The 25,553-nt window shown below is 41.6% G+C and carries 26 protein-coding genes; 19 read left to right on the forward strand and 7 right to left on the reverse strand.

The annotated features are described in order from the left end of the window. Positions 1-2: 2 nt before the first annotated feature. On the forward strand, positions 3-941 hold the full coding sequence (locus V1500_RS05920; RefSeq protein WP_409304659.1) for an ABC transporter ATP-binding protein: 939 nt from the start codon (positions 3-5) through the stop codon (positions 939-941). Positions 942-1,448: 507 nt separating this feature from the next. Beyond that, positions 1,449-2,651 (forward strand): putative glycoside hydrolase, encoded by a 1,203-nt coding sequence (locus tag V1500_RS05925; protein WP_409304660.1) that lies wholly within the window; start codon positions 1,449-1,451, stop codon positions 2,649-2,651. A gap of 344 nt (positions 2,652-2,995) precedes the next feature. Here V1500_RS05925 and V1500_RS05930 read toward each other — a convergent pair whose 3' ends face one another. Continuing rightward, positions 2,996-3,181: a hypothetical protein gene (locus tag V1500_RS05930; protein ID WP_409304661.1), complete on the reverse strand. Its 186-nt coding sequence runs from the start codon at positions 3,179-3,181 to the stop codon at positions 2,996-2,998. A gap of 490 nt (positions 3,182-3,671) precedes the next feature. Here V1500_RS05930 and spxA point away from each other — a divergent pair, with 490 nt between their 5' ends. The 6 genes from spxA (at position 3,672) to pepF (ending at position 10,928) form a co-directional block, all read left to right on the forward strand. Continuing rightward, positions 3,672-4,067, forward strand: a complete 396-nt coding sequence (gene spxA, locus V1500_RS05935; protein ID WP_409304662.1) for a transcriptional regulator SpxA — start codon at positions 3,672-3,674, stop codon at positions 4,065-4,067. A 539-nt stretch (positions 4,068-4,606) separates the two neighbouring features. Further along, positions 4,607-5,278, forward strand: coding sequence for an adaptor protein MecA (gene mecA / locus V1500_RS05940; RefSeq protein WP_409304663.1), 672 nt, complete (start codon positions 4,607-4,609; stop codon positions 5,276-5,278). Positions 5,279-5,588: 310 nt separating this feature from the next. After that, positions 5,589-7,094, forward strand: a complete 1,506-nt coding sequence (gene cls, locus V1500_RS05945; RefSeq protein WP_409304664.1) for a cardiolipin synthase — start codon at positions 5,589-5,591, stop codon at positions 7,092-7,094. A 372-nt stretch (positions 7,095-7,466) separates the two neighbouring features. After that, entirely contained in the window at positions 7,467-7,676 is a 210-nt protein-coding gene (locus V1500_RS05950; protein ID WP_409304665.1) for a hypothetical protein, read from the forward strand. 152 nt (positions 7,677-7,828) lie between these two features. Further along, a complete protein-coding gene (locus V1500_RS05955; RefSeq protein WP_409304666.1) occupies positions 7,829-9,019 on the forward strand; it encodes a competence protein CoiA in 1,191 nt (396 codons plus the stop codon). Positions 9,020-9,113: 94 nt separating this feature from the next. Next, the gene (pepF, locus tag V1500_RS05960) at positions 9,114-10,928 is read left to right on the forward strand and encodes an oligoendopeptidase F (protein ID WP_409304667.1); all 1,815 of its coding nucleotides are present in this window, start codon (positions 9,114-9,116) and stop codon (positions 10,926-10,928) included. 648 nt (positions 10,929-11,576) lie between these two features. Here the strand turns inward: pepF and V1500_RS05965 are convergent. From V1500_RS05965 to V1500_RS05980, 4 genes are all read right to left on the reverse strand, one after another. Continuing rightward, a complete protein-coding gene (locus V1500_RS05965; protein WP_409304668.1) occupies positions 11,577-12,479 on the reverse strand; it encodes a ClpXP adapter SpxH family protein in 903 nt (300 codons plus the stop codon). After that, positions 12,476-12,880 carry a globin gene (locus V1500_RS05970; protein ID WP_409304669.1) on the reverse strand — a complete coding sequence of 135 codons (405 nt, stop codon included), beginning with the start codon at positions 12,878-12,880 and terminating at the stop codon, positions 12,476-12,478. Before V1500_RS05970 ends, V1500_RS05965 begins: the two co-directional genes overlap by 4 nt. A gap of 239 nt (positions 12,881-13,119) precedes the next feature. After that, positions 13,120-13,824, reverse strand: a complete 705-nt coding sequence (locus tag V1500_RS05975) for a lytic transglycosylase domain-containing protein (protein ID WP_409304670.1) — start codon at positions 13,822-13,824, stop codon at positions 13,120-13,122. Between the two features lie 25 nt (positions 13,825-13,849). Continuing rightward, the gene (locus V1500_RS05980) at positions 13,850-14,428 is read right to left on the reverse strand and encodes a CYTH domain-containing protein (protein WP_409304671.1); all 579 of its coding nucleotides are present in this window, start codon (positions 14,426-14,428) and stop codon (positions 13,850-13,852) included. A gap of 128 nt (positions 14,429-14,556) precedes the next feature. On the opposite strand from V1500_RS05980, the gene V1500_RS05985 reads away from it, so the two are divergent. From V1500_RS05985 to V1500_RS06000, 4 genes are all read left to right on the forward strand, one after another. Then, positions 14,557-14,919: a hypothetical protein gene (locus V1500_RS05985; RefSeq protein WP_409304672.1), complete on the forward strand. Its 363-nt coding sequence runs from the start codon at positions 14,557-14,559 to the stop codon at positions 14,917-14,919. A 32-nt stretch (positions 14,920-14,951) separates the two neighbouring features. After that, positions 14,952-15,587, forward strand: a complete 636-nt coding sequence (locus V1500_RS05990; protein WP_409304673.1) for a GTP pyrophosphokinase family protein — start codon at positions 14,952-14,954, stop codon at positions 15,585-15,587. 124 nt (positions 15,588-15,711) lie between these two features. Next, positions 15,712-16,506: an NAD kinase gene (locus V1500_RS05995; protein ID WP_409304674.1), complete on the forward strand. Its 795-nt coding sequence runs from the start codon at positions 15,712-15,714 to the stop codon at positions 16,504-16,506. 14 nt (positions 16,507-16,520) lie between these two features. Then, positions 16,521-17,423: an RluA family pseudouridine synthase gene (locus tag V1500_RS06000; protein ID WP_409304675.1), complete on the forward strand. Its 903-nt coding sequence runs from the start codon at positions 16,521-16,523 to the stop codon at positions 17,421-17,423. 107 nt (positions 17,424-17,530) lie between these two features. Here V1500_RS06000 and prpE read toward each other — a convergent pair whose 3' ends face one another. Continuing rightward, positions 17,531-18,274, reverse strand: coding sequence for a bis(5'-nucleosyl)-tetraphosphatase PrpE (gene prpE, locus V1500_RS06005; RefSeq protein WP_409304676.1), 744 nt, complete (start codon positions 18,272-18,274; stop codon positions 17,531-17,533). A 463-nt stretch (positions 18,275-18,737) separates the two neighbouring features. On the opposite strand from prpE, the gene mgtE reads away from it, so the two are divergent. The 3 genes from mgtE (at position 18,738) to V1500_RS06020 (ending at position 22,152) form a co-directional block, all read left to right on the forward strand. Further along, complete coding sequence (mgtE, locus tag V1500_RS06010) at positions 18,738-20,111, forward strand: magnesium transporter (protein WP_409304677.1); 1,374 nt, start codon at positions 18,738-18,740, stop codon at positions 20,109-20,111. Between the two features lie 240 nt (positions 20,112-20,351). Beyond that, on the forward strand, positions 20,352-21,122 hold the full coding sequence (gene fabI / locus V1500_RS06015; protein WP_409304678.1) for an enoyl-ACP reductase FabI: 771 nt from the start codon (positions 20,352-20,354) through the stop codon (positions 21,120-21,122). Positions 21,123-21,312: 190 nt separating this feature from the next. Continuing rightward, positions 21,313-22,152: a hypothetical protein gene (locus tag V1500_RS06020; protein ID WP_409304679.1), complete on the forward strand. Its 840-nt coding sequence runs from the start codon at positions 21,313-21,315 to the stop codon at positions 22,150-22,152. A 7-nt stretch (positions 22,153-22,159) separates the two neighbouring features. Here the strand turns inward: V1500_RS06020 and V1500_RS06025 are convergent, their stop codons facing one another. Further along, positions 22,160-22,708 (reverse strand): CotY/CotZ family spore coat protein, encoded by a 549-nt coding sequence (locus tag V1500_RS06025; RefSeq protein ID WP_409304680.1) that lies wholly within the window; start codon positions 22,706-22,708, stop codon positions 22,160-22,162. 152 nt (positions 22,709-22,860) lie between these two features. On the opposite strand from V1500_RS06025, the gene V1500_RS06030 reads away from it, so the two are divergent. The 4 genes from V1500_RS06030 (at position 22,861) to spoVAD (ending at position 25,552) form a co-directional block, all read left to right on the forward strand. Further along, positions 22,861-23,226 carry a DUF1360 domain-containing protein gene (locus V1500_RS06030; protein ID WP_409304681.1) on the forward strand — a complete coding sequence of 122 codons (366 nt, stop codon included), beginning with the start codon at positions 22,861-22,863 and terminating at the stop codon, positions 23,224-23,226. 319 nt (positions 23,227-23,545) lie between these two features. Then, on the forward strand, positions 23,546-24,034 hold the full coding sequence (locus V1500_RS06035) for a YhcN/YlaJ family sporulation lipoprotein (protein WP_409304682.1): 489 nt from the start codon (positions 23,546-23,548) through the stop codon (positions 24,032-24,034). A 22-nt stretch (positions 24,035-24,056) separates the two neighbouring features. Then, positions 24,057-24,527, forward strand: a complete 471-nt coding sequence (gene spoVAC / locus V1500_RS06040; protein WP_409304683.1) for a stage V sporulation protein AC — start codon at positions 24,057-24,059, stop codon at positions 24,525-24,527. A gap of 2 nt (positions 24,528-24,529) precedes the next feature. Further along, a complete protein-coding gene (gene spoVAD, locus V1500_RS06045) occupies positions 24,530-25,552 on the forward strand; it encodes a stage V sporulation protein AD (RefSeq protein WP_409304684.1) in 1,023 nt (340 codons plus the stop codon). Position 25,553 lies beyond the last annotated feature (1 nt).

Below are 25,553 nucleotides of genomic sequence, written 5' to 3' on the forward strand. Positions count from 1 at the left end.
TCATGGCACAGGAAAAATTATTGGAAATAAAGAATCTAAAACAATATTTCAATGTCGGTAAACCGTCCATGGTCAAAGCTGTGGATGACATCACTTTTGATATATACAAGGGAGAAACCCTGGGTCTGGTTGGTGAGTCAGGCTGCGGTAAGTCAACAACAGGCCGTACCCTCATCCGTCTTTATGATGCGACAGATGGACAAGTTTTGTTCAAGGGGCAAAATGTTCACGGAAAGAAATCCAAGAAGGAATTAAAGGATTTTAATCGGAAAATCCAGATGATTTTTCAGGACCCGTATGCTTCTTTGAATCCACGCCTAAAAGTTTCTGATGTCATAGCAGAGGGCATTGATATTCATGGCCTTGCAAAGACGAAAGAAGAGCGAATGGAAATGGTTTATGATTTGCTTGAAACAGTAGGCTTGAACCGCGAGCATGCAAACCGTTATCCTCATGAATTCTCAGGGGGGCAGCGCCAGCGTATCGGTATTGCACGCGCATTGGCCGTACAGCCTGAATTTATCATTGCAGACGAGCCGATATCCGCCCTTGATGTTTCGATACAGGCACAGGTAGTAAACCTGATGAAAAAGCTTCAAAAGGAAAAAGGCCTGACTTATTTATTCATCGCCCACGATTTATCGATGGTTAAGTATATCAGTGATAGAATTGGTGTTATGTATTTCGGGAAGCTGGTAGAGCTTACAACGAGTGAAGAGCTGTATGCAAACCCAATCCATCCTTATACTCAATCCCTTTTGTCAGCCATTCCGCTTCCGGATCCAGAAAGCGAAAGGACCAGGAAAAGAAAGGTATATAACCCTAATATCCATAATTACGCTGATGGTGAAGAAGTAAAAATGCGCGAAGTAAAGCCAGGACATTTTGTGAATTGTTCAGAAAAAGAATTGGAACAATATCAGAAAATATATGCAAAATAATGGAATGGCCTCTCTATGAGGCCTATTTTTTTTGTATAAGGCAGCGATTATATATAGTTGCAGAGTAACAGCTGATATACTAAATATGCCTTAAATCCAAACCGAAGTATGTTGTATTAGGATTCGAGGTTCGATGTCTTTGGAAAGGTCTTGTTTAGGAGTGGTGCAGTGCATTCTAAATTGCATTCAGTCTTCATTTTAGGGTCTTTATTTAAAGTGTTTGTTCGATGTCCTTTGCCATGCCTTCATGTGTTGTTAACTCTAGATATTATTTACATGTCTTTCGGATAGAGCAAGGTGCTGGCTGCAAATTAGGAGGTTCGCATGAGACCTTTAGTATGGATTTAGTATTTTGCGTTAGGAGTTAGATAGAATATGATATTTTGGCATATACATACATGATTTGTGGTATATCACAATGGATGCATTAGATATTTTACAAACAAGTTTATTCTTCAGGTCTGGTTTTATTATAATAAAGAAAGAATCGAGAAAAGGGGAATTTACATGAATTTTGTAAAAAAGGGGCTTATAACCGGAATGACAGCCATGCTGCTTGTTCCATTTGGCGGCATTGTTCATGCAGAGGAAAGTGTTGCGCCTGCGAACCTAAGCCTTAATCAGGTCACTTTGTCTGCCAAGCAAATCCCTAATGGAATGAAGCGTTTTGTTTTTGATTCAGGGCTGCACTTCGAACGTCCGGAAGCGGTCAGGGGGATTTATGTAACGGGACATTCTGCGGGTGGAAGCAAATTTAATGAGCTTGTAAAAATGATGAATGAGACCGAATTAAATGCCATGGTTATTGATATTAAGGATGATTGGGGCAATGTTACATATAAATCAAGCGTGCCAGGATCTCCCTACGCCGACATCGGGAAAAATTACATAAAAGACCCTAAAAAGGTGCTCAAAATACTTGAGGATAAACAGATCTATCCAATTGCCAGAGTAGTAGTTTTCAAGGATTCCCTCCTTTCAAAGAAAAAGCCTGAATTATCGTATGTGGATGGCAAAGCTGTTTGGAAAAACGGCAGAGGCGAGTCATTTGTCAACCCTTTCTTAAAGGAAGTCTGGGATTATAATGTAGGCATCGCCATTGAAGCGGCAAAGATGGGTTTTCAGGAAATCCAATTTGACTATGTGCGATTTCCGGAAGGTTTTGAAAAAAGAGACAAGACTCTCAAGTATAATATGGGACAATACAAGGATTTAAAAATAGAAAATACCCAGAAACGTGTTAAAGCTGTTACGGACTTTGTGGCTTATGCAAAAGAAAAACTAAAGCCATATGGAGTGAAAGTATCCGTGGATATTTTCGGGTACAGCGCTACATTGCCGGAAGCGCCGGGAATCGGACAAAATTTCTCTAAAATCTCAGAGCATGTCGATGTAATCTCTTCCATGATTTATCCTAGCCACTGGACATCTTATTTCGGAATTGCAAAACCGGATTTGGAGCCATATAAGCTGATAACAGAATATGCAAAGCTGGAAAAGAAGAAGCTCTCTGAATTGAAGACTCCGCCTGTTTCCAGGCCATGGCTGCAGGATTTTACAGCATCATATTTAGGAGCTGGCAATTATAAAAAGTACGGAAAGGCTGAAGTAGAGGCACAAATAAAGGCCTTAAAGGACCAGGGAATTAATGAATACCTTCTCTGGAATGCCGCTAATCGCTATACGGCAGGAGTGGATTATACCCCATGATCAGAGCTGAATAAGAATTTTCAGGAAGTATCCAGAGCTTTGTTATTTATAAAAAAAGATAGTAGGATGACAATTAAAATATGGTGGCATGCATGATTTATGTAGTGTAGCTATTGCCGACAGATGAGGGGCCCTGAAAACCAGAGCCCCCTTTTTTGAAGAATGTTACAGTCGCTGCTGCATGTCATGATGCAATAAGATACAATTAGATTATCTACATTCAGGAAAATGGATAAAATCATGATAGTGATAAATTATGGTTTAATTAGATGGGGGTCTTTTCCGGTGATGTATCCCATGCAGCATCTTGGCACAGCATAAAGTAACTACTGAACACGGGACACTTACGATTTTTTGCCGCCGACTTCATTCCATCCTTCCTGGATACGGCTGGAATGATCAGATATATCGGAATGCTGTTTGCCTCCGAAGAATTTTTCCCCAATCCCATTGGTGATGATGCCATTCAATGCGGTAATACCAATGATTAATCCTGCTGCCACAATCAAATCAAAAATATAACCGGCCATAATATTCCTCCCGTTTTGGATGTGAAGTAAGACGAGTATCAAGTTTATATATATTGTATTTTATGTATAGATCATTTTGAAGAGAATTTTTTTCATATATACATTTAATGCTCTGAAGTCTATCTTACAGTAAAAGTCAAATAATATACCTTTAGACAGGTTTGATTATAATTCGCGAGGGGTATGTATTAATTGTAGTGCCAATTTAATTATCATTTAATCAAAAGATCGAGACTTTAATTGAGAATCTGGGAATTTATTAACAGTTAGATTTGATTTGCCCTGGAATGAAGTTTGAAAGGATTTTGGAGCATTTATATAAGCAAAGTTAAAGAGATGTGCACATTTTTTTTAGAGGGTATTCATTTTTGTGAAATTAGTGTATAATACTTAATAGAAATTACTTATTTAAAGTAATTTCAAACTGGAAAAATAAAAATCATATTTCCCAGCATAGATCGTCGATTCTATTTCGAGGGAGTGAATGTACTTGGTTACATTATATACATCACCTAGCTGTACTTCATGCAGAAAAGCGAAAGCATGGTTAGAAGAGCATGAGATTGCTTATACGGAAAGAAATATTTTCTCTGAACCTTTATCAATCGATGAAATAAAGGAAATTCTAAGAATGACAGAAGACGGCACAGACGAAATTATTTCTACTAGGTCTAAGACTTTCCAAAAACTAAACGTTAATCTAGAGGCGCTGCCTTTGCAGGAGCTCTATAAGATAATTAAAGATAACCCCGGTTTATTAAGAAGACCTATTATAATTGATGAGAAAAGGCTTCAAGTTGGGTACAACGAGGATGAAATCCGGAGATTCTTGCCTCGGAAAGTTCGTACGTTCCAGCTTCGTGAAGCGCAGAAAATGGTTAACTAAATTACTTAATATCCCTGTCAGAGCCCTGACAGGGTTTATTTTGTTGAAATTGGGTGAATTTCTGTTAAACAGTAAAAAATGGTTTTCTAATCAGCCTTGTTTTGAAGGGGCTATTTAAGGAAATACTGTCATTATAGTCTCAATCGAATACTCTAAAAAGAGCACATATCTGCAGATGCTAATAGTTTGCCGGATATTTCAGCTGCGGCCTGCATGGTAAAGCAAGCCCCAGGAACGTTATTTAGGATCTATTACCAATATATGTTGCTCCACCCATTGCAGGAAAATACTGCGCTTGAAGTTATTGTGTTTTTCTTATAAAATGATGAAAATCTTAGGCAAATAACTGTTTTAAACAAGGGCGTGTTTTTTATTTCCCTTATTGAGGGTTTTGTCATAAAATAAAGAAAACAGAATCTTTTTACCTAAGCCAGGTGATTACAAAATTTGCTTCATGGGTAAATATATATTATATAGAGCTATCGCTGCTCGGGGGTTATTATCCCTTCAAAATTGGGAAAGAAGGGAGAGGGACATTTATGGAAATTGAAAGAATCAATGAAGATACCGTTAAGTTTTACATTTCTTATATAGATATCGAGGAACGAGGATTCGATCGCGAAGAAATATGGTACAGCCGTGAAAGAAGCGAAGAGTTATTCTGGGAAATGATGGATGAAGTTCATCAAGAGGAAGAGTTCATGATCGAAGGTCCCCTTTGGATTCAGGTGCAGGCTTTGGAGAAAGGACTTGAGGTTTTAGTTACCAAAGCTCATTTGTCAAAGGACGGACAAAGGCTGGAACTTCCTATTTCCGAAGAAAAATTAAAGGACTTGCCTGTCGATGAAAAGATTGAATCACTTCTCGATCACCATTTTCATGGAAAACAAGAGGAAGCCGGTGTCCTTCAGTTCGAAGACGGCATCCTGGAGTTCGTAACAGAGTTTGCTGATTTTGAAGATTTGATTTCTTTAAGCAATCGCCAAGGCCTGGATAAGATGGCTACGAAGCTATTTGCTTATGAAAACAAATACCTTCTCTATGTAGAATTCTCTGAAGAGGATTTTGATGAAGATGAGATTGACAACGTCTTAAGCATTCTCCTTGAATACAGCAATGAATCACCTGTCACGATCCACATGCTGGAGGAATACGGTAAGCTTGTAATGGAAAGCAACGTATTTGAGACAATCGATCAATACTTTTCATGATTAGAAGCCGATTTCGAACAGGAATCGGCTTTTTTGTCTATGTTCTTCCACTGTAGGTCTGATGTTCAGGAGAAAGTACGGATGGCAGGTAATCAAAAAAGTACATGGTCAATGAAGGGCTGCCGGCTGTGCTGTTTCTATAGTATATGGTCATTTGGCCAGTATGGTTAATGTTCTATAATCGGTAATTTATGACAGAAGGCGACAGATTATGTATTGAAGCATCACTTATGTTGCCATTTATTCGAGAAAACAACTTCTGTGTAATATAATGTAAATGAGACTCTTGGATGGCATTGGTGGTGTTTTGATGAAAAATACGATAAGAATACTTATCTTAGCGGTAATATTAGGCGTGTTAGGGTTTCTATTCAGAGATTACATTCATGGCGGTGTGGTTGGCTATTTCAGTTTACTGCTAACGGTTTCCCTCATCATCATTGGGCTGATTATCTTCCTTGAGAATAGGCATCCCGCCCACACACTGACATGGGTTGTGGTATTTGGAGCGTTTCCGATTGTGGGTTTTATATTTTATTTCCTCTTCGGAAGGAATTATCGAAAAGAGAGAATGTACCGTAAGAAATATTTCTTGGACAAAGAAGCTTTCCTCAGATTAGGTGGTCCGGATGTCAGGGAAGATCGAATCCAGAAAATGGGGGAACATCAGCAAAGATTATTTAAGCTTGCTCAGAGAATAGCAAATAGCCCCATTTCCTTTGGCACAGAAACCCAGGTGCTCACTAATGGCGAGGAGACATTCCAACATATATTGGATGAATTGCAAAAGGCAAAGCATCACATTCATATGGAATATTACATTGTACGGCATGACAAGATTGGCAATGATATTAAATCCATCTTGATCCAGAAAGCACATGAAGGAGTGAAAATCCGCTTCATGTATGATTCTGTAGGATCGTGGAATTTATCGAGGGCCTACATCCATGATTTAAAAAACGCCGGGGTAGAAGTTGTTGCTTTTGGACCCGTCAGGCTACCTTTCTTAAATAATAAGTTTAATTTCCGCAATCATAGAAAAATCATCGTGATAGATGGATCGACAGCGTTTATGGGCGGACTTAATATCGGGGATGAGTATCTTGGGCGTAATCCGCATTTTGGATTTTGGAGAGACACTCACCTCATGCTTAAGGGTGAAGCTGTCAGGTCCCTGCAATTAATCTTCCTTCAGGATTGGTACTATAGTACGGACCACAGTTTCCTAACGGATGAATATTTATCTCCCATGCCAATCGAACATAACCATGGCGGTGTGCAAATGATTGCTGGAGGTCCGGATAATGAATGGGCAGTGATTAAGAGCATCTTTTTCTCCATGATTACTTCAGCAAAGGAATCTGTCTATATAGCTTCACCGTATTTCATTCCGGATGATGACATATTCCAGGCTTTGAAAATCGCAGCATTAAGCGGAGTGGATGTCCGGCTGCTGGTACCTAAAAACCCGGACAAAAGGATTGTTTTTCATGCATCCCGATCCTATTTTCCTGAGCTTTTGGAAGCGGGAGTAAGAATATTTGAATACAAGAATGGTTTCATGCATAGTAAATTTGTCATTGTTGATAATGAACTTGCCTCCATTGGGACTTCGAATATGGATATGAGAAGCTTCCACCTGAACTTTGAGGTAAATGCCTTCCTTTATAAGACAGGAAGTACGCAGAAGCTTGTTAATGATTTTCTGCACGATCTGCTTGTTTCTCGCGAGATTCACATGGAGACCTTCTCTAAAAGGCATATAGGTTTAAAAATCATAGAATCTACATGCAGGCTGCTGTCTCCTCTTCTTTAAGTCCAAAGGATAAAAACGTTGTCGAGAAATCGGCAGCGTTTTTTAAATGATCTGCTACTGTAAGGAATGTAAAAGGAGGAACATTTGCCCTTATTGTCGAAAATTTAGTGTAAAGGGGAGAAAATTCTAGATTTATCTTATACTATAAAGTTTAATAAAGTTAAGATTCTTGGATTTTCAAAATAAGAATGTGTATGGTTGTCGTTTCTTTTTGCAATGTAGATAAAAGGTTTAGGAGGGCTTAAGCCTTTTTAATTTAACCATTTTAGCCAGTATTAAAGAAAAGCATAAGGAACTGGTCTTACTCGGCCGAAAAGGGACAAATATACATAAAATAGTTTCATATCTTCAAATAGAGAAAGGGGATCGCGCATGCAATTTCTTGTAAGTTACCATACGGTAAGCGGTACAGTTTTTCAGCGGATCATAGAAGCAGAAAACGTTAAACAGGCAAGGACTGAATCTTTTCCAAGAGAACCCATCACCTACAGCAATTATGAGAATCATCATATTTTTATTGACCGAAAGTATCTTGTTGCTGTAGAGGTAGAGGAATTGATCGTTGAAGACGAGCCTGAATAAAATCAGGATATTTCGCTGTAAATTGATTCATTTGAAGAACGCCCTGCCCGTGGAGCGCTGGATTGCGGAATTATAACCAATTTTAAGAGTTTGATTGTAGGCAAAAGGACTGGATTTCAATAATAGTTTACCTTATCCCGAGGAGGAGATGTATGTTAAATGCCATTACTAAGGCCGGCTTTTTGATAAGTTTGGCGGGGAATTCTGATAAAGAGGCTTTACGCAAGCTGCGCTCCCAGACTTTATTTTGCCCCTGCTGTAAAACTCCTGTGCTGCTGAAAGCCGGCAGTATAAAAATACCCCATTTTGCCCATCTGAAAAACGCTTCTTGCAGCGCTTCATCGGAACCTGAATCGGAATACCACCTGCTTGGCAAGAAAGAGCTATTTAAGCTTTTGATATCTCATGGATATGATGCCATGCTGGAGGCCTATATACCCGAAATTAGACAGCGTGCCGATATACTGGTCAGAACAGATTCACAAATCTTAGCAATTGAGTTTCAATGCTCGACTGTATCGGAAGCTGTTTTCCAAAAGAGAACCAATGCCTATATACAGCAGGATATTTTGCCTGTTTGGGTCCTGGCAGACAAGAATGTAAAAGCCCTCCAAAAGAATGAATACTCGCTTTCTACCTTTCAATGGCTGTTCCTCTCTGGACCTTCCAATAAAGCAGCCATCCAGACGTTTTGTCCCCATCGAAAACAATTATATGCATTGTCACAATTTATCCCCTATACCAAAAGAAAAACAATAGCGCTAAAAAGCCTTTTGCCACCTGAAGCGCTCATTACACATTCCTTCCGCCAAAACATACGAGGCTTACTTCCGTATCTTCCACAATGGAGAGCATATAGGTCATCGTGGCCGGCAAAGCGTGTTTTTTCCTCTAATGCCAAAGACCCCTTGCTTAACAGTCTATATATAAATCATATTTCTCCCTCTTATCTTCCTGTCGAAGTGGGTGTACCTGTAAAAGAGATGTACTTATTTGAGACACCTTCCGTAGAGTGGCAGACATGGCTGTTTTTAGATGTCTTCTTTGGAAAGCCGCAAGGTGCCTTAATAAGTCTGAAGGAATGTAATCATGCCATTAGCAGCAGAATAAAACAGGGATATATTCAAATGAGAAATCTGCCGCTTATTGAAGCATCCGGGTTTAAAAGTGTGATTGAAAATTATATATTATTTCTGATGAATTCAGGGTATCTACATAGAATAAGGAAAGGGAAATTCAGGCTAGTTGAACCCTTTTGCATCGCACAAACAGCAGAACAATGGCACGAAATGGAGAAAGACTTTTATTTTAAGCATCAAGACCATTTTCAGAAGAAATCCTGAAATGAATTATTTCGCAACTCGAAAAAATAGCAGGGATTTGTTTCCTGTTGTAGAATGTATCTAGAGGGAAATTTCTTAATTGGAGGATGTATAAATGTCACAAGAAACAACGATTAAAACACTGCCTGCAAGAAGTGAAATTGCAGCGGAAGATACATGGAGATTGGAAGATATATTTGCTACCGAAGAAGATTGGGAAGCCGAGTTCAAAGGGATAAAAGAGGATCTTGCGAAATCAGAGACCTTTCAGGGTACACTGGGTGAAAGCGCTGAAAAGTTATTTGCTGCCCTCGAATTTCAATATGAGATTTTCGAAAGATTAGGCAGGGTATATACATACGCTCATATGCGTTATGATCAGGATACTACCAACTCCTTCTACCAGGGAATGGATGATCGTGCACGAAGCTTGTATTCCCAGGCGTCCAGTGCATTTTCCTATATGACTCCTGAAATTTTAAGCATTGACGAGAACACGATACAGCAATTCGTTGAGGAAAAAGAAGAACTGAGCTTGTATAAACAGGTGCTGGAGGAAATTTCAAAGCAGCGGCCGCATGTATTAAGTGCTGAACAGGAGTCCCTGCTGGCCCAGGCTTCAGAAGCGCTCGATGCTTCAAGCAATACGTTCGGCATGCTGAATAATGCGGATCTTCAATTTCCTACGATCAAGGACGAGGAAGGAAACGACGTAGAAATCACACATGGCAGGTACATCCGCTTTTTGGAGAGTGAAGACCGCCGTGTCCGGGAAGACGCATTCAAGGGAGTTTATTCAACATACGGCAAGTTCCGCAACACCTTTTCAAGTACATTATCCGGTGCGGTGAAAAGCCATAACTTTAACGCGACAGTGAGAAAGTATGATTCTGCAAGGCATGCTGCTCTTAGCGCTAATAATATTCCGGAAAGTGTTTACGATAACCTTGTAAACACTGTAAATGAGAACCTTCATCTGCTTCATCGTTATGTAGACCTTCGCAAACGGGTATTAGAATTGGATGAATTGCATATGTACGACCTTTTCACCCCACTGGTAAAAGAAGTTAAAATGCAAATTTCGTACGAGGAAGCGCAGGATCTAATCCTTAAGGGACTTGCACCACTAGGGGATGAGTACCTGAATGTACTTAAGGAAGGCTTTGAAAGCCGCTGGGTAGATGTCCATGAAAACAAAGGAAAAAGAAGCGGAGCTTACTCTTCCGGGGCATATGGGACAAATCCGTATATCCTTATGAATTGGCAGGACAATGTAAACAATCTATTCACACTGGCCCATGAATTCGGCCATTCCGTGCATAGCTATTACACTAGAAAAACCCAGCCTTATCCATATGGCGGATATTCCATTTTTGTTGCCGAGGTTGCATCTACATGCAATGAGAATCTGTTAAACGATTATTTGCTTAACACGATCGAGGACGAGAAGAAGAGGATCTATCTGTTAAATCACTATTTAGAAGGTTTCCGTGGAACAGTATTCCGGCAGACAATGTTCGCCGAGTTTGAGCATACGATTCATAAAAAGGCACAAGAGGGCGAAGCATTGACTTCTGAAATGCTGACAAAAGAGTACTATGAGCTTAATAAGAAGTATTTTGGAGAGAATATTGCCGTAGATGAGGAAATCGGCCTTGAATGGGCTAGAATACCTCATTTCTATTACAACTACTATGTATACCAATATGCTACTGGAATGAGCGCTGCAACGGCACTGAGCAAGCAAATTCTTGAAGAGGGCCAGCCAGCAGTGGAGCGTTATATAGAATTCCTTAAGGCAGGCAGCTCAGATTATCCAATCGAGGTGCTGAAAAAAGCAGGAGTGGATATGACTCAGGCGGAGCCGATAAGAGAAGCCTTGAAAGTGTTCGAGGAAAAGCTATCAGAACTTGAGGCACTACTCGGCTAATTATAAGTCAGTTGTAGAAACAGTCCGATTGCAAAAAATCGGGCTGTTTTCTTTCTTTATTAAATGGCAGTGTGGAATCAATCGTGTGGTATTCCGTATGACCAAAGGGTAGAAAGTGCCTTAAACGATTTCTTTTCGGCAACAGAACAATATACATATAGCTTGCCGATGATTTGTCATCACCTTTAAATTAGTATCCCTTAAATTAGTATCCCTTAAATTTCTTTTTCTGGTTTATGTGAAAGAGCGAAAAGAATAGAGTAAAGAAAAGAACTGGTGCACTAATATACACCGGGATGATATGCATTAAACCGAGGAGATGGAAAAAGAGGGCTGCTATAATAAAAAAGACAGTCAAAGGGAGTTTTGTTTTCATCTGCGATTCCTCCGTCACTTTTTACCATATATGTATGATACAGGACTAACAATATTCATAAGTATGTCATTATAAAAAGTAAATATGACAAATTTGTGAAAGGATGCACAATAACCTTGAAAAAGTAGTTGATTCTTTGTATAGTACAGAGGTGAAGTTGTTCACAAACAAACATTTACCCCTTTGTTTGACCGTGAAAAATTTCTCCCATCCCCTTTGTTCGTATATAGAGAAAGGCCTTGCAGCATTGCTGCAAGGCCTTTCTCATATTTTTATTGATTTATTGCTTCTTTCTGGTCTATATACTTCCAGAAGGTGCCGTATTTAGCGGGGATCTTCTCAGCAGCCTGCTGCAGCACCAATTTCTTCATTTCCCGTTCGACCTCATTTTTACTGATTCCATATACCACTTCGATTTCCTTTGTCGCAACGAGGTTGAATATTTTAAGGAATTCCAAAAGAGTCGGTGGAGTTTTGGGAAGGGGAAGGCCATTCAGCATATCCTCCAAAATATGGACGTATACTTCGTATGGATAAAAGCCAGAAACCTTAATTCCTTCCTCTTCAATATTTTGATTAAAAAATACAAGTGTCGGAATTTCGGTGACATCCATTTCTGTAGTAACCTTCAAATCGCATTGAAATCCCTTCGCAGCACTCGGTGACGTTATATCCTTATTGAATTCCTCTACATCAAGTCCAACCTCTTCTGCGCACCTCTTTAACACATTTATGTTGGAAATATCCTGCTTTTCAAGAAACAGCATCTCCTGCAGCTTCCGAAGGAACCGGATTCCCAATTTCCTGCCTTGAAGTTCAGCAGCCTTCAATGCGATCGATGCGACATAGGGAGAAGAAATTGGATTTTCAAACCAGAGGCTGCCGTCACATGACATGCCGGTGCGGCTGGCTGTCTTTTCCCATACCTGTGCCAGGCTTTCATACGTCCGGGCTCCCTTATTCAGAGAAGCCAATTTTCCGCTGAGAACATGCTTTATGCTGAAAAGCTGGCCATATTCTACTTGCAATTTCCTAACAATGGGCTCCAATGCCCAGCATTCGGGGCATAAAGGATCTATAAAAATATAAATTTCAATAGGTTTTTTCCCTACTCCATAACAATGCTGAGAAGAGATCCAATCCGAAACATTGAAAACCGGTTTTTGAGAGTTCAAATGCTTTCTCCTTTCCCGTCCTCATCTGGAGTATTGATCATATGCTGTGCAGTTAAATGAAGACGATGATAGAAAAATTCTCGGAATTCTCCTTCCAGGCCGACTTCATCCATAGCGTCCCTCATGCAGGAAAGCCATGCTTCCGCCCTTTTAGGAGTGACTTCAAACGGGATATGCCTTGCTCTTAACATTGGATGGCCGTGTTCATTGGTATATAGGGAAGGACCGCCCAAGTATTGGGTCATGAATTGTTTTTGTTTACGGGCAGTTTCTGTTAAATCATCAGGAAATATGGGTATTAAATCAGGGTGTTTGCTCACCTTGGAGTAAAACACATCAATTAAGCGATGTAAAACCCTTTCTCCAATTACTTCATAGGGTGTAGGGTTGCCTTGATTCATTGGTGATACTCCTTTTTAGCTGTTATTGTAAGATTATTTTATCAATGCCCTGGGAATATCTCAAATTTCTAGCCTATTGGACATCTTTCTTGCGTCCCGTTTTTTAAAAATATGCCAAAAAAGGCTGTCCTGGAAAGGTGAAATCCCTGAGATCCCAGTAATAATACTGTTCTCCGGGCCAATGTTTCCAGCCAGCCTTTTTATTATAACCTTATTTACCTTATATACCTTATGTGTATTTAACTGTAAAAGGTATCCATTATTTTTTCTACATAACGCTGTGTCTCTTTGAATGGAGGGATACCGCCGTACTTGTCGACATTGCCAGGGCCGGCGTTATATGCAGCAAGAGCGAGTTTAATATCCCCATTATAACGGTCCATCATTTTTTTTAAATATTTGCTGCCTCCCATGATGCTTTCCATGGGGTCCAATCTGTTGGTGACACCCAATTCACGGGCAGTGCCAGGCATCAGCTGCATCAGCCCGGCAGCACCTGCCTGGCTAGCCGCCTTTGGATTGAAGTTGGATTCATGTTTTATCACTGATTTAATTAATTTTGCAGGAATGTTGAAAACACCGGCCGCTTTGTCGATCATTTCTTCAAAATTCGAAGGTTCTTTATCCTTCGTGCTGTTCAATGATAGTGGAGGAAGCGCAGGCTTTATGCTTAGTGGCAAGGAATTCTGTCCGCTTGGATCGTTGGCTGTATCCGCTTGGATGCCTATCAGGCTTTGAACTGCTCCAAATGTCTGGGAATCCATCAATAAATCCGCAATACCGCCTAGCTTCTGGCTGATAGGGCTGATTGTGTCCTGTTCGAGAACTTCATTCATCAGCGTCTGGAACAGATTCCCTCCTGATGAAGAGGCCGGGTCCTTTTGTCCACCAAGGTTTTGAAGCGACTGGATTTCCATCAACACCTTCAAATCTTGTAATTTCAATGTATTTACACCTCTTAAAGAGTAATTAGGAGTTAAATTTGGCTCTATAAAACCTTCTAACCTTATTTTCGGTTGTCCGATAAGGAATTTTAAGACTTTTTAGCAGTTGGGAAAAAATTACCTGGCCTACCATTTTATCGGACACCTCATATTCTACCTCATAATCCTCCTGGTTTAAATAAAAACTATGGTCCAGTACCAAAAGACCGGATTTATACACACGTTCTGCTCTTTCGGTAGACAGTGTACCGAATAATTGGACGGATTCCGGAAGGATCCCGGTTTCGGCTAATATGTCATAAATCATGCCTTTAGGCATCGGAAGCCCATCGAGCATGTTATGAGCTTCTTCTCTGGTCAGAGGGTGGTTTGTCTCAAGCAAGCCCTCCTGCGCCGGCTGCTTTAGAGTCAGTACATATACCCCATTTTTCTGGCGGATGCGAAGAGCACTATTTTTTTCCTTCAGGTCAAACGAATGCGTGTCAAAGTAGTGGTTTTCCTGCCTGATGTATTCCTCTCCGGAAATCGAAAAAGCATCAGCCAGCCTATCGAATTCTGATTTAAGGAGTAAATTTTTAAATTCAATCTCAATTTCCTGATTCACTTATATCCTTCCTTCCCTGTCACTTTTCTGTTCCCATTATCACTTTTCCTGGATAAATGGGCAAACCTGAAAAATTACGATTTCCTTGAATGATGTGTTAAAATATATTCGGACACTGGAGGTAGATTATGAGACAGAAAATAATCGTAAAAAACGCTTTTATAAAAGAAAATGAATTGATTGCCGAAACTGAAACTAATCTTGAGGGACTCACTCCAAGGAATCAGATGCTTGTTGATTCCGACGGGGCAGCATTCATCTATATCGCGGAGGGTGCGGAAGATTATACATATATAGCTTTCCCGGAAGCAGTATGGGCTGCTTTAAAAGAAGCCAGGGAACATAATAATCCGGTGTTTCTGGTATCCGGGGATAACCGGCTAGAATTAACAGGTATACATGAAGAGCTATCCGATCTGCTGGTGAACATTGAAGGCAACGGTAATTATGGGGACGAATTCGTTTCTAAAGTAGAACAAGTATTTATGTAATATTATTGCTTAGAAATGCGGGTGGTGCTCTTATGGAACATTGGGATGATTTTTTGGCTCCGTATAAACAGGCAGTAGAGGAGTTAAAAGTAAAATTAAAAGGAATGAGAAAGCAGTTCTTACGGGAAGATACCCATTCCCCTATTGAATTTGTTACTGGCAGGGTAAAACCAATTGTCAGCATTCTCGATAAAGCCATTCAGAAAGAAATCCCTCTCGACAAGCTTGAAACTCAAATGCAGGATATTGCAGGCCTCAGAATGATGTGCCAATTCGTGGATGATATCAAAAAAGTGGTGAAGCTGCTCAGACAGCGTAACGATTTTGAGATTGTGGAGGAAAGGGATTATATATCCCATAATAAAGCCAGCGGATACCGGTCATATCATATGGTGATTCGTTATCCCGTCCAAACCATCCATGGCGAGAAAAAAATTCTTGTAGAGATCCAAATCAGAACACTTGCCATGAATTTTTGGGCGACCATTGAGCATTCTCTCAATTATAAATACAAGGGGGACTTTCCTAAGGATATTCAGCACCGATTGAAGCGTGCAGCCGAAGCAGCATTTCTGCTTGATGAGGAAATGTCTAAAATTCGTATTGAAATCCAGGAAGCACAACGCTTGTTTTCTCGGAAAAAGGAAAATCAGGAACAGCCGGATTAGAATTTGTAGTTTGGCAGAGGGAGAAATTCATGCATGGAGATGCAGTCCGATAATCTATGACTCCAACGGACTGTAGCCTTGCTGCTGTACATATTCTGAAAAAATTTATGATCGGGTGAGACTTATGAAATTTGCCATTACCTCAAAAGGGGACGCTAAATCAAATACACTAATGCACAAGATGAGAACGTATCTCCAGGATTTTAACTTGAAATATGATGAGGACCAGCCGGATATCGTCATCTCAGTCGGAGGGGATGGTACACTTCTTTATGCTTTTCACCGATATAAAAATCGTCTGGATAAGACGGCATTTGTAGGGGTGCATACCGGCCACCTCGGTTTTTATGCAGATTGGACTCCTGATGAAATCGAAAAACTGGTCATCGCTCTTGCCAAAACGCCATTCCAGGTAGTTGAGTATCCTCTCCTTGAAGTAATCGTAAGATATCAGCATGGAGGAAGGGAATCCAGGTTCCTGGGATTGAACGAATCCACTGTGAAAAGTGTAGAGGGTACGCTGGTGATGGATGTGGAGATTCGAGGGCAGCATTTTGAAACATTCCGGGGAGACGGGCTTTGTGTATCCACTCCTTCCGGCAGTACGGCCTATAATAAAGCACTGGGCGGAGCCATCATCCATCCATCTATTGATGCTATCCAGCTTGCCGAAATGGCTTCCATTAATAATCGGGTATTCCGGACAGTAGGGTCACCATTACTGCTCCCATCACACCATACATGTATGCTAAGGCCCGTGAACAATGTGGATTTCCAAATTACCATCGATCATTTGTCCTTGGTACATGAGGATGTTAAATCCATTCAATTCCGGGTAGCTGATGAAAAAATCAGATTTGCCCGTTTTAGGCCATTTCCATTTTGGAAAAGGGTACATGATTCTTTTATTGCGAATTAAGGAGATTTTCCAACATGGGGTACCAACCTTTTTATTTAGCGTGGATTGCGGGCCAAGAGGATTCCGGGACGCTGCTAAGGGATTTCCTGGGCAGAGCCGGTATATCACGGCGGGCATTGACTGCCATTAAGTTCAAGGGCGGAAAAGTCGAAGTAAACGGAGCAGAAACAACTGTCCGCTGCATGCTCTCGGAGGGAGATGAAATTAAGGTTACCTTTCCTGAAGAAAAAAGCAGTACCGGCTTGGTACCGGAGGAAATAGACCTCGATATTGTTTATGAGGATCCATATATCATTGTCCTTAATAAACCGCCTTTCATGAGTACAATCCCGTCGAGGGAACATCCATCCGGAAGCATCGCGAATGCTCTTGCCGGGCATTACAAGAAGCAAGGCATTCATTCCACAGTGCATATTGTGACAAGGCTGGATCGCGACACATCAGGGCTCCTGCTCGTTGCGAAGCACAGCCACCTCCACCACCTGCTCAGTGACCAGCAAAAGAGCGGCAGTGTGAAACGAAGCTACCAGGCGGTAGTCGAGGGGCATATCAAGGAAGACAGCGGGAGAGTGGAAGCTCCAATCGGGAGAAGGCCCGAAAGCATCATTGAACGGGAAGTCAGAGAAGACGGACAATATGCCTGTACTTTGTTTACGGTACTCGGCAGAATGGCAGGCCACACCCATGTTCAACTGCAGCTTTTAACGGGGAGGACCCATCAGATTAGGGTTCATATGTCATATCTAGGACATCCGCTGGCAGGCGATACTTTATATGGAGGACATAGGAGCTTTATTGAACGGCAGGCCCTCCATTGCCATCAGCTTGAATTTTATCACCCATTCGAGGGGAGAACAATGATTTTTGACACCGAAGTTCCTGCCGATATTTTGGCGTTATCAGCCAGTAACACGTAAACAGCAAGGCTGCATATGATATGGATAAGGACCGGTCACCAGCTGCGGTACAGCAATCGGCGGCCGGTTTTATTTTTATGCCGGCGGATGAAAGTGCACCCAGACGCTCAATCAAAGGATGTGCGGAATTTATCCGGAACGAAGGGCATGGTTGAAGGCACGTCCACTAGCTCCATTTCGGGATATCTTAGTGCAGTAAGCTTTCCGCCAAATACGCATCCTGTATCAATATTGTAGGTGTGATTCACTTTTCGGGCCTCAGGTACAGGGGTATGTCCATAAATAATCCAGGGCTCTCCCTGGTAATTTTGTGCCCAGTCACGCCTGACAGGCATCCCATTGCTATGTTTGGCGCCAGTTATATCTCCATATAAGACAAATGTCTTAACTTTGTTGTTGTGCTTCCCAATATAATCCTGCCTGATTCCGGCATGCGCAATAATCAGGTTCCCATTATCCGTAATATGATACAAAGGAGCGTTCTCGTAAAGCTCGATAAATTTCTTTTGAATTTTTTTTTGCCCCCTTGTACTTAATGCTTCGTACTCTGCGACAGTGGTTTCTAAACCGTGTGCAATCTGGACGTTGTTACCTTGAAGAAAACGATACAATTTATTACAATGGTTCCCCGGACAATAAAGCGAGGTCTGTCTGACTACGCTAAGCTCATAAACAATTTCGATCACCTCGAGTGAAAGGGGGCCGCGGTCGGTCAGATCCCCAACAAACCCAAGGATCCTGCCCTGCGGATGCACGGGTGCCCCATCATCCCACGAATAACCCAGCTTTAGGGTCAGGGCGCGAAATTCTTCTAGGCAGCCGTGGATATCACCTATAATGTCTATCTCCATCTATATCACTTCCTACCTGTGTTTTTCCGTCATGAGGTAATAGTATATTACCCATAAAGCAAATGGAAACTCATATTTTTTGTGCCGAGTATGTCGGATGTTTTGCATAACCGATAATAGTGGAAATATATGAATGGGCCTCAGGTGAAATCTAGATGGTAAATTGCAGCAAACGTTCTGTACAGACGGATAGGAGAGGACTTGCATGGATGATAATAAAACGAGAGAATACAGGCATGTGCCTATCTGTGAAAACATGCCGTGGATTGACATGCTTTAGCGCGCTATACAGGGTGGTTGCCCCATATGATGTTCAATGCATTAACTGATAGTTGAAGAGAGAACATTTTTTTGAAATTCAATTACCAGCTAAGTAATTTTAAAATAGACCAATATACCAATTGACCTTTATAGCTGATTTGTAGAATGGCACAGATTTGGAAGGAAAGGGGGGAGGCGCAATATGGCAGATCAAGAGAAAGAAAGGCAGCTTCAAATCGAAAATGAAATGCTGCTGGATGCTTTGCAGTCAGAAGATATCGATCGATTCCGGGAAGAGTTCATGAAGCTTCACCCGTATGATAAGGCTCAATTTTATACAAGCATCGACCCTGAAATAAGGATGATGGTCTATCGCTATCTATCGCCTGAAGAAATGGCTGCCCTCTTTGAGAATATCGAGATAGAGGAAGAAGATTATGAACTTCTGCTTGCGGAGATGGACCCTTCTTATGTAGCAGAAATGCTTTCACATATGTATGCTGACGATGCGGTAGACGTTCTGAACGAACTCGATAAGGACCAGGCTGTCAGTTATCTGACCATCATGGATAACGAAGCTGCACAGGAAATTAAAGAGCTCCTCCATTATGCTGAGTATACAGCTGGAAGTATCATGACGACCGAATATATTGCTATTTCGGCTAACCAGACTGTCCGATCAGCCATGTATATCCTGAAAAAAGAAGCACCGCAGGCAGAAACCATATACTACATTTATGTAGTTGATGAGGATAATAAGCTCGTTGGAGTCATGTCATTGCGGGATTTAATTATTGCAGATGATGAAGTGATGATTTCCGAAATCATGCATGACCGTATCGTTTCTGCCTCCGTCAGCGAGGATCAGGAGGAGGTTGCGAGGAAGATGCGCGACTACAATTTGCTCGCCATGCCCGTCGTAGACTTTCAAAATCATTTAATGGGAATCATTACCGTTGATGATATTATGGATGTCATGGAGGAGGAAGCTTCAGATGACTATTCAAAGCTTGCCGGTATTACGGACTTGGACAGAGTCGACAGGAATCCTGTGGGTGCAGCAAAAAAAAGGCTGCCATGGCTTGTTGTACTGCTGTTTTTAGGAATGATGACAGCAAGCCTGATTGGGAAATTTGAAGAGACCCTTAGCCAAAAAGCGATATTAGCGGTTTTTATTCCCTTGATTGCTGGGATGGCAGGCAATACCGGGACCCAGGCACTTGCTGTCGCTGTGCGTGGTATAGCAACCGGTGATTTGGAAGAAGAGAGCAAATGGAAGCTGATTATTCGGGAAGCGGGTACTGGCCTTATTACAGGAGCAACCTGCGGGCTTCTGGTCACTCTGGTGGTATTCTTCTGGAAGCATGATATCGTCCTCGGTGCCTTGGTAGGGGTGTCCATTTTTGCAACTTTGATTGTTGCGACTCTTGCTGGTTCTCTTGTGCCCTTATTTATGCATAAGATGAAAATAGACCCGGCAGTGGCTTCTGGTCCATTCATCACTACTATTAATGACATCATAAGTATCTTAATCTATTTCGGTATGGCTACACTGTTTATGTCATATCTTTCTTAGCACATATTACTTAACATCTGGGGCGGATTCCGAAAATCTGCCTCAGCCTTTTTGCGTAACTAAAATTTGGTTCGGCCACTACAATACAGGTTTGACATCCGGAATTTCCTTGTATATTTGCACATTCTTTCTTTCGGTCTTCTAGAAATTCGATAAAAAAGTTTTTTTCTGAAACATTGTTTGCTATACTGTTATTAGTACCTGATACTAATAACATGTATAAAATAGGAGGCCATCAATATGACTCTATCGTTACAAGGAAAAACATATGTCGTAATGGGTGTTGCCAATAAACGGAGTATAGCATGGGGAATAGCGCGTTCATTGCACGACGCAGGAGCCAAGCTGATTTTTACATATGCAGGAGAACGTCTTGAGAAAAGTGTAAGGGAGCTTGCTGATTCTTTGGGGGCTTCATCACCCGTATTGCCATGTGATATAACAAGCGATGAAGAGATTGATAAATGTTTTGCCGCAATCAGGGCAGAAGCCGGTGTGATTCACGGGATTGCGCATTGTATCGCTTTCGCCAACAAAGAAGAGTTGAGCGGAGATTACATGAATACTACAAGAGACGGTTTCCTCCTTGCGCATAATATTAGCTCATATTCGCTTACTGCAGTCGCAAAGGCTGCCAGGGGCCTTATGACAGAAGGAGGAAGCATTGTTACCCTTACTTATCTTGGCGGTGAGAGAGTTTTGCAAAACTACAATGTAATGGGCGTTGCAAAAGCTTCTCTGGATGCAAGCGTAAGGTACCTGGCATCTGATTTAGGAAAACTCGGGATCAGGGTAAATTCCATTTCAGCAGGACCAATCCGAACATTGTCTGCAAAGGGTATAAGTGATTTCAACACTATATTGAAAAAAATAGAAGAAGAAGCTCCATTGCGCAGGACAACAACACCAGAAGAGGTAGGAGATACAGCAGTGTTCCTGTTCAGTGATATGGCAAGAGGAATAACCGGAGAAAATATCCATGTAGATTCCGGATACCATATAATGGGCTGATTATATAATTTTCTCGCTTGTCCTCCCGGGCAGGCTTTTTTATTGCCTAAAATATGAAGCAGGCAAGCATCTAATCTCCCTCCATTTAATATAGATAAAAAAAGAATCTCTATTAAGGCGACAAGAGCCATAGTAAGTGCAGTCATCTTTTGTATACTATGCGAATATTTTTACAGCACAGGAGGACAGTATGCCAGAGAAAAATGATGTTCAAGTGCCCCAGCCACTTTTATACATTGTTCAGCCTAAAATAGGCAATCAAAAGCAGCCGCTCATGCAGCAGGAGTATAGATCCAATAAACAGCGGAGAACACCCTCTGCCGAATCGCAATCAATTTCAGATCAAGCTGCTTCGGAAGCTGAAGAACGGGAGAGTCAGAAAAAAGCGGCGGAAGAGGCAAAGCTTGAAAGACTAAAACATGAATTTGGCGTGTACGCCGCCATGAAGGAAATAGCGGGGGAGATTGAAGCAGTTAGAAAATTGACCGGAGAGGTATATGATGGAGGAAAAATCACAGAGTCAGCCGCAGCAAGCACGGCGGCCCCTGCCAAAGAGACAGCATTCAATGCAAATACCGTGCCGATAAACACAAATACAGATTTCTCCAAAGCGGCAAGACAAGAGTATATGGTTCCGTTGGAAAAAAACATAAATCCTCAAACGAAAGCCCGTAAAAAAGAACCTACCCAGAAGGATTACATGGTTGAAGAATACGCCGAACCAGGTTCCGCGGAGCAACCATCAAAGGTATACAACGCACAGTCCATATTGAAGAATGCCGTAGAGAGAGAAAGTAAGAAACAAATGGAAAGTTCATTGAATGACAAGCATCAGACAGTACGGCAAGAGCTTGCAACTATGCTTCAGAATGCAGCAAATTTTAGAAAGCCGATCTGTGAGGCTAGGATTAAAGGAGCGCCCATGAGGTTCCAGGTAGTAAGCATGCGAGGGGATACAGTAAAGATTAAAGCCGGGCTTAATAGCTATACGGTAAATTTAAATGATATATCGGATTTAAAATTTGTATAACAAATAATCATAAACCATCAGACTGCTCCTGTGTTATTGTTGTTTTTGGGATTTTCTGATCAGCCAAAGCAAAAATATTGATGTTTAGTACATTTTGCGGTGCAAGGCATGTGACCGCAGAGAAACATTCCAAATCCACGGTCAATGAGCAGCCGTTGCCTGCCAGCTGAGTATGCTGGAGTTTATTTAATAAAGCGGGGATTTTCTCTAGATATTCAAGAGATGGAATACCTTCGTCTTTTGAAAAAAGCGGCTCCAGCAGTGCGCTTGAGTTTTGGGCGTCCACATCAAGCACACGGAAGACAGCAGATGGCAAAAAAGCTGACCCTTGCGAGGAAGGGTCTTTACCGCTCCTGCCAGCGCCAATGGCAGCAAACGGCAGACCGGTAGATCCGTAGGTAAGGATGATAGGGATTGTATTATATGGCGGAGTATAGGAATCTCCAGTGAGTTCCTGAATCGCCTTGCTATGCCCCCGTGTTACAGATCGTTCACTTAAAATTTGCTCCTGGGCTGCAACAATATCAAGCAATACCTGACAAATGCTGTTCTGCAAGACTTTCCCTCCATTCTATCCTGCAATAGATTGACCCAGGTCACAACGTCATTTGATCTGGGCTCATTGTATTTATAGCCTATGCTGCATATTGATTAAATGTGATGTAAAAAGTTCTTTCCCTGGGCGAAAATAACCTTCAGGAGGTACACATGAATCTTGCCACCCTGGATTTGACGGTGATTGTTTTGTTGGGTCTGGCATCCTTTAGGCTGACGAGGCTTATTGTATTCGATAAAATCACTGAATTCATCAGACGCCCTTTTTTTGATGAGATAGAAGAAAGCGACGAAAATGGAAGCACAGAGATTTACTTAATCCCTAAAAAAAATGGAATCAGAAGCTGGATCGGAGAGCTGCTAAGCTGCTACTGGTGCACCGGCATATGGGTTAGCCTTCTGCTTTTAGGGGTGCATCTATTGCATAGCCGCACTGGTGATTTTCTGATAATAGTGCTGGCTATTGCAGCCATGGGTGCCATCATTGAGACAATCATTGGCAAGCTATTGGCGGAATGAAGGAACAACCTGTTCGTCTGATTCATATATTATGGTATATTCCTAAAAAGGAGACGAACATATGAATCAAAACCGGCCATATCCCTATTCCTATCCAAAGCCGATTAAAAGTAAGCCGCCCAAGATAAAAAAGGGCTGTGGATGTAACAAGGGAAGATGAATAAAGTTTGTTTGGAAATAGCTAAATGAGCCTGTCCATCACTGGATAAGGCTCTTTTTTATTGTACCGGGATATTATTACCAACTCCAAGGGTTCATAAAAAACAGGTAAATAAAGAAAATACAACTATAATCCTTCAAGTGGGAAGTGATAAAAATAATGACCAGGTGGACTAAAAGACTGATACTGCCAATAGCGATTATAATGTCTTCCAGTGTGCTGGCTGGCTGCAGCGGCAATAAGGGAAACGACAAGGAGCAGGCAGCACTTCTTGGCCGGGCTAATCAGCAGTCGATGAATGTGAAAGGAATCAAGCATACTAATGACTCCCTTCCGGAACAGGTAAAACGCGAAGTCGCTGACATGAAGGGGATTTATGATGTGGTGGTTGTACAAAACGGCAAAAAATTTCTGGTGGCCTATAAAGTAAATCATCTGAATAGGTTTAGGATGAAACAAATAGAAAAGCAGGTAAATCAGAAACTTACTAACAAATTTAAAGGCAGCCAATTCATTATCTCCAGTGATTATAAGATTTTTTTGGAGGCTGTCAGGTTGAACGAGATGCTAAAAACGCAGGATGTACCGCAGAAGAAGGCAACAAAAAGATTTGAAGAAATTGAAAAGCTGTCTAAGGAAATGACCTAGTAAACGGAAGGGTGATCCAATAATGGCTAATTCAAAAGGGATGTCTGCTACTCAAAAAGATTATCAGCAGCTGCAGAAAAAATATGAAACAAAAAGACCGGTTTTAGCAAACTGCATCAGGGCCTTTTTAGTTGGAGGGATTATTTGTGTAATCGGACAGGCTATTACATATTTCTATATCTATAATTTTAATTTTACAGAGCAGACTGCCGGAAACCCGACTGTTGCCACGATGGTTTTCTTTGCTCTCCTGCTTACGGGTTTTGGAGTTTACGATCGCCTGGCACAGTTTGGAGGGGCCGGAAGTGCAGTACCTGTAACCGGATTTGGAAATGCGGTTATTTCTGCAGCGATTGAACACAAGACGGAAGGGTACGTTCTCGGGGTAGGAGGAAATATATTTAAGCTCGCTGGTTCAGTGATTGTATTTGGGGTGTTTTCTGCTTTTGTAGTTGCGTTAATTAAAACAATTTTTACACAGCTAGGGGGATAAAGATGCTTACAGGAAAGCAATCCTGGACCTTTAATAAAAAACCGGGAATTATTTCAACTGGAGTTACCGGAGGGCCTTTTGAGGCAAAAGGCAACCTAGCTGAGGATTTTGATATTTTACATGAAGACCTGTGGCTCGGAGAAAAATCGTATGAAAAAGCCCATCGCATATTAATCGAAGAAGCTGTGGATAAAGCCCTGGAAAAGGCTGATCTTAAACCTGATGACATTCAGTTTTATTTTGCCGGTGATTTAATAAACCAAATAACGCCGTCCAGTTTCGCTGCCCGTTCTATCGGTGTGCCTTTTTTCGGCTTGTTTGGTGCTTGTTCAACCTCTATGGAAGGATTGGCATTAGCTTCATATGTTGTGAATACACAGGGAGCTAAGCGTGCGATCACGTGTGCTTCCAGCCATAATTCAGCCGTGGAGAAACAATTCAGGTATCCTACTGAATATGGAGGACAGAAGCCCCCAACTGCCCAGTGGACAATCACTGGAGCCGGTGTTGCGATTGTTGGAGATTCCGATGAAATAGACGGCGCCTACGTCGGAGTCACGTCGGCAACGGTTGGCAAGGTCATTGACATGGGCTTGAAGGATCCTTTCAACATGGGGGGTGCTATGGCGCCAGCAGCTGTCGACACGATCATTGCCCATTTTAAAGATCTTGAGACTTCACCAGATGATTACGATTTGATCGTGACGGGCGACCTCGGCAGAATTGGACAAAGTACAGCACTGGATTTACTTTCGAAGAAGGGCTACGAATTAGACGAGGCAAAATTTAAAGACTGCGGTTTGCTGATTTATAAGGATGATCAGCCAATACAAGCCGGCGGCAGTGGAGCAGGCTGTTCGTCGACTGTCTTATATGGACATTTGTTGAACCAAATGAAAAAACGAAAATACAAAAAGATATTAGTTGTAGCTACAGGCGCCTTATTATCACAATTATCGTTCCAGCAAAAAGAGAGTATACCCTGTATTGCCCACGCAGTGTCGCTGGAATATATCGAAAAATAAA

Source organism: Peribacillus sedimenti (genome assembly GCF_046237635.1).
Taxonomy (GTDB): Bacteria; Bacillota; Bacilli; order Bacillales; family DSM-1321; genus Peribacillus; species Peribacillus sedimenti.

Bases quoted from the DNA above. Each gene is read 5' to 3' on its own strand.
- V1500_RS05970 (WP_409304669.1), bottom strand. From the start codon at position 12,880: ATGAATCAAGGCAACCCTACACCCTATGAAGTAATTGGAGAAAGGGTT.
- V1500_RS06000 (WP_409304675.1), top strand. From the start codon at position 16,521: ATGGGGTACCAACCTTTTTATTTAGCGTGGATTGCGGGCCAAGAGGAT.
- V1500_RS05985 (WP_409304672.1), top strand. From the start codon at position 14,557: ATGAGACAGAAAATAATCGTAAAAAACGCTTTTATAAAAGAAAATGAA.
- V1500_RS06020 (WP_409304679.1), top strand. From the start codon at position 21,313: ATGCCAGAGAAAAATGATGTTCAAGTGCCCCAGCCACTTTTATACATT.
- V1500_RS05990 (WP_409304673.1), top strand. From the start codon at position 14,952: ATGGAACATTGGGATGATTTTTTGGCTCCGTATAAACAGGCAGTAGAG.
- mgtE (WP_409304677.1), top strand. From the start codon at position 18,738: ATGGCAGATCAAGAGAAAGAAAGGCAGCTTCAAATCGAAAATGAAATG.
- pepF (WP_409304667.1), top strand. From the start codon at position 9,114: ATGTCACAAGAAACAACGATTAAAACACTGCCTGCAAGAAGTGAAATT.
- mecA (WP_409304663.1), top strand. From the start codon at position 4,607: ATGGAAATTGAAAGAATCAATGAAGATACCGTTAAGTTTTACATTTCT.
- V1500_RS05995 (WP_409304674.1), top strand. From the start codon at position 15,712: ATGAAATTTGCCATTACCTCAAAAGGGGACGCTAAATCAAATACACTA.
- V1500_RS06035 (WP_409304682.1), top strand. From the start codon at position 23,546: ATGACCAGGTGGACTAAAAGACTGATACTGCCAATAGCGATTATAATG.
- V1500_RS05925 (WP_409304660.1), top strand. From the start codon at position 1,449: ATGAATTTTGTAAAAAAGGGGCTTATAACCGGAATGACAGCCATGCTG.
- spoVAC (WP_409304683.1), top strand. From the start codon at position 24,057: ATGGCTAATTCAAAAGGGATGTCTGCTACTCAAAAAGATTATCAGCAG.
- V1500_RS06030 (WP_409304681.1), top strand. From the start codon at position 22,861: ATGAATCTTGCCACCCTGGATTTGACGGTGATTGTTTTGTTGGGTCTG.
- cls (WP_409304664.1), top strand. From the start codon at position 5,589: ATGAAAAATACGATAAGAATACTTATCTTAGCGGTAATATTAGGCGTG.
- V1500_RS05950 (WP_409304665.1), top strand. From the start codon at position 7,467: ATGCAATTTCTTGTAAGTTACCATACGGTAAGCGGTACAGTTTTTCAG.
- fabI (WP_409304678.1), top strand. From the start codon at position 20,352: ATGACTCTATCGTTACAAGGAAAAACATATGTCGTAATGGGTGTTGCC.
- spoVAD (WP_409304684.1), top strand. From the start codon at position 24,530: ATGCTTACAGGAAAGCAATCCTGGACCTTTAATAAAAAACCGGGAATT.
- prpE (WP_409304676.1), bottom strand. From the start codon at position 18,274: ATGGAGATAGACATTATAGGTGATATCCACGGCTGCCTAGAAGAATTT.
- V1500_RS05920 (WP_409304659.1), top strand. From the start codon at position 3: ATGGCACAGGAAAAATTATTGGAAATAAAGAATCTAAAACAATATTTC.
- V1500_RS05955 (WP_409304666.1), top strand. From the start codon at position 7,829: ATGTTAAATGCCATTACTAAGGCCGGCTTTTTGATAAGTTTGGCGGGG.
- V1500_RS05930 (WP_409304661.1), bottom strand. From the start codon at position 3,181: ATGGCCGGTTATATTTTTGATTTGATTGTGGCAGCAGGATTAATCATT.